Consider the following 6,943-nt stretch of genomic DNA (forward strand, 5'->3'; position numbering starts at 1 on the left):
TCTAGCTTATTAGCGATAATTAAGGTAAGATTAAATGATAGATGTTTCGCTAAACGGAGGCTGAATTTGTTTGAATGAAATAGTAATTGATACTGAATTTATCACCCTAGGACAAGTACTGAAAGTTACGAATGCTATTAGTTCTGGTGGTATGGCAAAATGGTTTCTAGAAGAAACGGATGTTTATGTGAACGGCGAAATAGAGAAACGCCGAGGCAAAAAATTAAGGAATGGTGACGTTGTTAATATACCTGGTATTGGAAGATATGTAATTGTAAACAAGAACGGAGAAAAGGAATGATTATTGAGCGTTTACAACTTACCAATTACCGTAATTATGAATCTCTCAACTTAGAATTTTCTCCACAAATTAATGTCTTGATTGGAGAAAATGCTCAAGGAAAAACAAATATATTAGAATCTATTTATGTATTAGCTATGGCTAAGTCCCATAGAACGAGTAATGATAAAGAATTAATACGTTGGGAAACAGACTATGGTAAAATAAAAGGTGAAATCAAAAACCGATACGGTAAAATCCCTTTAGAATTGTTAGTTACTAAGAAAGGTAAAAAAGGGAAAGTTAACCATATTGAACAATTAAAACTGACTAATTATATAGGGCAAATTAACGTCGTGATGTTTGCGCCAGAGGACTTAAACATAGTGAAAGGAAATCCTCAAGTGCGCAGACGTTTTATTGATATGGAAATTGGGCAAATCTCTCCCGTTTATTTACATGAATTATTGAATTTTCAAAAGCTTTTAAAACAACGAAATCAGTTGTTGAAAAATTATCAGGGGAAACCGAAAATCGATGAAGTACTGTTTGACATTTACACTGAACAATATATTCAATCCGCAGTACAAATTATTCGTAAACGATTTGAATTTGTTGATTTATTACAAGAATGGGCAGAAAAAATCCATTCCGGCATATCCCAAGGAATTGAAAAGTTAAAGATTAAATATCTCACAACAAAAGGGATTGAAAAAGATTGGACTGCTAATGAAATAGCTACATACTTAGCAGAAAAATTTACTCAAGTGAAAGAGAAAGAAATGGAAAGGGGACTTACTTTAATTGGACCTCATCGTGATGACTTGCAATTTTTCGTAAACGATTACGATGTTCAAACATATGGTTCGCAAGGACAACAAAGGACAACAGCCCTTTCATTGAAGTTAGCAGAAATTGAATTAATAAAACAAGAAACGGGAGAAGCCCCTATTCTTCTATTAGATGATGTGTTGTCTGAATTGGATGATTTCCGTCAATCTCATTTGCTGAATACGATTCAAGAAGAGGTACAGACATTTGTAACAACTACGAGTGTTGATGGAATTCACCACGAGACGATACAACATGCGAAATTGTTTCACGTGAAACAAGGGAAAGTGGAGATTTGATTAGCGTTTATTTTTTCGCATTTTAAAATAAGAATTTCAAATAATGCATACAAGGGTATGAAAGAGTAGGTGAACGTGGTGGCTTTAGAGGAAAGTAAAGTTCAGGGAAACTATGATGCTGACCAAATACAAGTTTTAGAAGGATTAGAAGCTGTCCGCAAACGTCCAGGAATGTATATTGGAACAACAACTTCAAAAGGTTTGCACCATTTAGTATGGGAAATTGTAGACAACAGTATTGATGAAGCGTTAGCTGGCTATTGTAATAAAATTAATATAACGATTGAAAAAGATAATTGGATTCGAGTAGAAGATAATGGTCGCGGAATACCAGTAAGCACACATGAAAAAATGGGTATACCTGCTGTTGAAGTCATTATGACTGTGCTCCATGCCGGTGGAAAGTTTGGTAGCGGAGGATATAAAGTTTCAGGTGGTTTACATGGTGTTGGAGCTTCTGTTGTAAACGCGTTGTCTTTAGAAACAGAAGTTTATGTGAAACGTGATGGTCATATTTATTACATTAAGTTTTCCCGTGGAAAAACTGTAGAGCCGTTAAAAATTATTGGGGATACTGACGAAACTGGAACAACTACTCGCTTTAAAGCGGATCCAGAAATTTTCCGAGAAACTACTGTGTATGATTATGAAACGCTAGCAACCCGCATTCGTGAATTGGCGTATCTAAATCGCGGCATCATCCTTACTTTAACGGATGAGCGTGGAGATGAGGTCCGTTCTGATTTTTATCATTATGAAGGCGGAATTAGAGAATATGTTGAACATTTAAATGAATCCAAGGAACCGATTCATGAACCGATTGATATTGCGGGTGAAAAAGATGGAATTTCATTAGAAATTGCACTGCAATATAATTCGGGATATTCAACTGATATATATTCATTTGCTAATAATATCAACACATATGAAGGTGGTACCCACGAATCAGGATTTAAAACAGCCTTGACACGTGTCATAAATGAATATGCACGAAAAAACGGCTTGTTAAAAGATAATGATGCAAACTTAACAGGAGAAGATGTCCGAGAAGGATTAACTGCGATTATATCTGTTAAACACCCTAATCCTCAATTTGAGGGTCAGACAAAAACAAAATTAGGAAATTCTGAAGTAAGCACAATTACAAATCAAATCTTCTCGGAAACTTTTGAACGTTACTTATTAGAAAATCCATCGGTAGCTAGAAAAATTGTTGAAAAGGGAATTATGGCTGCTCGAGCTCGAATTGCAGCCAAAAAGGCACGTGAATTCACGAGAAGAAAATCAGCGTTGGAAATTTCAAACTTACCGGGTAAACTTGCAGACTGTACTTCAACAAACCCAGCAGAATCAGAAATTTTCATCGTCGAGGGGGATTCAGCAGGCGGATCTGCGAAATCTGGCCGAGATCGATATTTCCAAGCTATTCTTCCTTTGCGCGGAAAAATTTTAAACGTTGAAAAAGCCAATTTAAACCGCATTTTATCCAATGCAGAAATTCGTGCGATGATTACTGCATTTGGTACGGGTATTGGTGATGAGTTTGATTTAGAAAAAGCACGATATCATAAAATCATTATCATGACCGATGCCGATGTCGATGGAGCGCATATTCGTATTTTATTGCTAACGTTCTTCTTCCGCTTCATGCGTCCGCTTATTGAAGCAGGATATGTATATGCTGCTCAACCACCTCTATATCAAGTGAAACAAGGAAAATATGTTGAATATTGTTATTCAGATGAAGAACTTCAAGAAATATTAAATCGCCTTCCAGACAATCCAAAACCTACAATTCAACGATATAAAGGTTTAGGAGAAATGAATGCAGATCAGTTATGGGAAACTACGATGGATCCTGAAAGACGTACGTTGCTTCAAATTCAATTGGATGATGCTATTAAAGCAGACCAAATTTTTAGACAGTTAATGGGCGATGAGGTTGAGCCTCGTAGACAATTTATTGAAGAAAATGCCGTCTATGTTGAAAACTTAGACATTTAATTTTTGTGAAGGGAGGTTATTATCTTTGGCTGAGAATATACATTCTGAAATCAAACAAGTAAAGATTAGTGAAGAAGTTCAATCATCTTTTTTAAGTTATGCAATGAGCGTAATTGTTTCTCGCGCGTTACCAGACGTACGAGATGGTTTAAAACCAGTTCAACGCCGTATTTTATATGGCATGCATGAACTGGGGAATCATTCAGATAAACCGTATAAAAAGAGCGCTCGTATCGTTGGTGACGTCATGGGGAAATATCACCCGCATGGTGACTCATCCATCTATGATGCAATGGTGCGTATGGCTCAAGATTTTAGTTATCGTTACGTGTTAGTGGATGGTCACGGTAACTTTGGTTCCATTGATGGAGACGGCGCAGCTGCCATGCGTTATACAGAATCTCGCATGTCTAAAATTGCTATGGAAATGTTGCGAGATATCAATAAGGATACGATTGATTACGATCCAAACTATGATGGCACAGAAAAGGAACCTAAAGTATTACCATCTCGCTTCCCAAATTTACTTGTAAATGGTGCATCAGGAATTGCAGTGGGAATGGCTACGAATATACCGCCTCATCAATTAGGAGAAACAATTGATGCTGTCGTTGCGGTAGCTGAAAATCCTGAAATTACGACAGAAGAATTGATGGAAATTATTCCAGGGCCAGATTTCCCAACAGGTGGAATTATTTTGGGACGAAGCGGAATTCGTAGAGCTTATGAAACTGGTCGGGGTACAATTGTTGTCCGTGCAAAAGTCGAAATTGAAACGAGCTCAACTGGTAAAGAAACAATCATCGTCACAGAAATCCCTTACCAAGTGAACAAAGCGAAATTAATTGAAAAAATTGCTGAGCTGGTTCGAGACAAAAAAATTGAAGGAATTTCGAATCTTCGTGATGAATCTGACCGCCGTGGAATGCGGATTGTCATTGAAATCAGAAAAGACGCTAATGCAAATGTTGTGCTAAATAATTTATATAAACAGACAGCAATGCAAATGAATTTTAGCGTGAATATGCTTGCACTAGTAAATGGACAACCGAAAGTATTAAGCTTAAAAGAAGTACTTTATCAATATTTACAACATCAAAAAGAAGTTATTACACGCCGCACACAATTTGAACTTCGAAAAGCGGAAGATCGAGCTCATATTTTAGAAGGTTTGCGCATTGCTCTAGATCATATCGATGAAATCATCAATATCATTCGTTCTTCCCGCACTGGTGAAGAAGCAAAACCAATTTTAATGGAACGTTTCAACTTAACCGACAAACAAGCACAAGCGATACTAGATATGCGTCTTGTTCGCTTAAGCGGACTTGAAAGAGAAAAAATTGAAAATGAATACCAAGAATTACAAAAATTAATTGGCGAGTTAAGAGCGATTTTAGCGGATGAGGCAAAGATAGTAGATATTATTAAAAGAGAATTGCTAGAAATAAAAGAAAAATATAATGATGAACGCCGGACTGAAATAGCTCCTGGTGGCCCTGAGATGATTGAAGATGAAGATTTAATCCCAAGGGAAGATTCTGTTGTTACACTAACTCATAGAGGTTATATAAAAAGACTTGCATCCAGCACGTATCGCAGTCAAAAACGTGGTGGTCGTGGAGTTCAAGGAATGAATACTCATGAAGATGATTTCGTTGAACATTTATTGTTTACATCTACTCACGACGTCATTTTATTCTTTACTTCTAAAGGAAAAGTATACAGAGCAAAAGGTTATGAAATCCCTGAATTTGGTCGCACGGCAAAAGGTTTACCGATTGTAAACTTATTAAACCTTGATAAAGAAGAGAAAGTAACAGCGATGATTCGAGTAAAAGAGTATGACGAAAATGCCTTCTTCGTCTTTACAACAAAAATGGGGATTGCGAAACGTACATCTTTATCACAATTTGCCAATATCCGAAATAACGGCTTAATTGCTATTCATTTACATGAAGACGATGAATTGATTTCTGTTCGATTAACAGATGGTTCTAAACATGTCGTTATCGGCACAAGAAATGGCATGTTAATTCGCTTTGAGGAACAGGATATTCGTGAAATGGGCCGCACAGCAGCTGGTGTGCGCGGTATAAAACTTCGCGACGGTGACTGGGTAGTTGGTATGGAAATTGTAGAACCTAGTCAAGATATTTTAGTCGTGACAGAGAAAGGTTATGGGAAACGAACTTCTGAGTCAGAATACCGTTTACAAAATCGCGGTGGAGTTGGAATAAAAACGATTCATATCACCGAGAAAAACGGTCCAATGTGTGCGGTGAAAACGGTAGATGGTACAGAGGATATCATGTTAATCACGAATAATGGTATTTTAATTCGCATGGATGTAAATGATATTTCTTGCATTGGACGAAATACTCAAGGCGTTCGCTTAATTCGATTAGCAGAAGATGAGCACGTTGCGACGGTAGCAAGAGTGAAAAAAGAAGATAATTCTGATGATTATGATTCAACTACAGAAGTAGAAAACGAAGTTAAAGATGAAGAAAAAGAAACTTCAAATGAAGTAGAAAACAAAGATTTAGATGAATAATCTTAATTTCGAAAGGGGGCGTCTGAAAAGTCATTTCAAGACGCCCCCCTTTGGTGCCCCCCTTTGGTGCGCCCGGCATGTACATGAACTATAGGGTGTAAGTCCCGAACCCCGAAGACAGAAGTAGAGGTTAGCCAAGAGCAAGGGTGTCCGTGGTGACGCGGAATCTGAAGGAAGCTGGAGGCAAAACACCGGTCCGAGGAACACGAACCTCATATAAGGCTAGGTATGATTGAGTGAGTTTGCCAAACAAAACAAAGCTCTTTCTGTCGAAGGTCATATCGAGTAGATGAGGCGGATAGATGGTGTGAAAGTGCATGTACTTACCCGGGGAGGTCTGGCGGATAGGTGAAGTACGCTTCATAACCTACTTAGTGATAAGTAGCTGAACCGTCAGAAGTCAGCAGAGGTCATAGTATTAGTTGGTCTAGAACAACTAAGAAGGACCGAACAATTAAGAGAGAATAGCCTTATTAGTTGGTCTAGAACAACTAAGAAGGACCGAACAATTAAGAGAGAATAGCCCTTGGCATTCAGTGAGTCATGATGAACACAGAAAACGTAGTACCTCACTTGAGGAAGGAAGCGGTGAATCCCGTGGGAGACCTCTTGGAGGGTGGAGTGACCACTGGCATAAAGAGAACAGCTATTCACGGAAGTTATAAAGACTTGCGTCAATCATCTTAATTGAACCGCCGTATACGGAACCGTACGTACGGTGGTGTGAGAGGACGGGAGTTAATCGCTCCCTCCTACTCGATCGGCTGTCGCTAAAGCTTTCGCCGCAGATAAATTGCGGCTGTCGCACAAGCTTAGCCGAAGATAAATTGCGATGAGGAGGCGTGTTTGTTGTGACACCCCAGGAGCAAAGTTTTTAAGAGAAGTTTACTATAAGAAGTAAGGCTGTTCAGAAAGTGTTCGACTTTCAGGACAGCCACTTTTTTCTTTTTAGAAAAGTACTAAAATATTGAC

Annotated in this window: 4 protein-coding genes; all 4 read left to right on the forward strand. The window is 38.1% G+C overall.

Features of this window, described 5'->3' with window-relative positions; translation table 11 throughout:
• Positions 1-70 precede the first annotated feature (70 nt).
• Positions 71-301: a S4 domain-containing protein YaaA gene (gene yaaA / locus NSU17_RS07855; RefSeq protein WP_016839595.1), complete on the forward strand. Its 231-nt coding sequence runs from the start codon at positions 71-73 to the stop codon at positions 299-301.
• Complete coding sequence (recF, locus tag NSU17_RS07860; RefSeq protein WP_340704732.1) at positions 298-1,410, forward strand: DNA replication/repair protein RecF; 1,113 nt, start codon at positions 298-300, stop codon at positions 1,408-1,410. Before yaaA ends, recF begins: the two co-directional genes overlap by 4 nt.
• Positions 1,411-1,479: 69 nt before the next feature.
• Entirely contained in the window at positions 1,480-3,414 is a 1,935-nt protein-coding gene (gyrB, locus tag NSU17_RS07865; protein ID WP_445684073.1) for a DNA topoisomerase (ATP-hydrolyzing) subunit B, read from the forward strand.
• Positions 3,415-3,439: 25 nt separating this feature from the next.
• Positions 3,440-5,971 carry a DNA gyrase subunit A gene (gyrA, locus tag NSU17_RS07870; protein ID WP_340704734.1) on the forward strand — a complete coding sequence of 844 codons (2,532 nt, stop codon included), beginning with the start codon at positions 3,440-3,442 and terminating at the stop codon, positions 5,969-5,971.
• Positions 5,972-6,943: the final 972 nt, after the last annotated feature.

Source organism: Ureibacillus sp. FSL K6-2830, assembly GCF_038004145.1.
GTDB lineage: Bacteria > Bacillota > Bacilli > Bacillales_A > Planococcaceae > Ureibacillus > Ureibacillus thermosphaericus.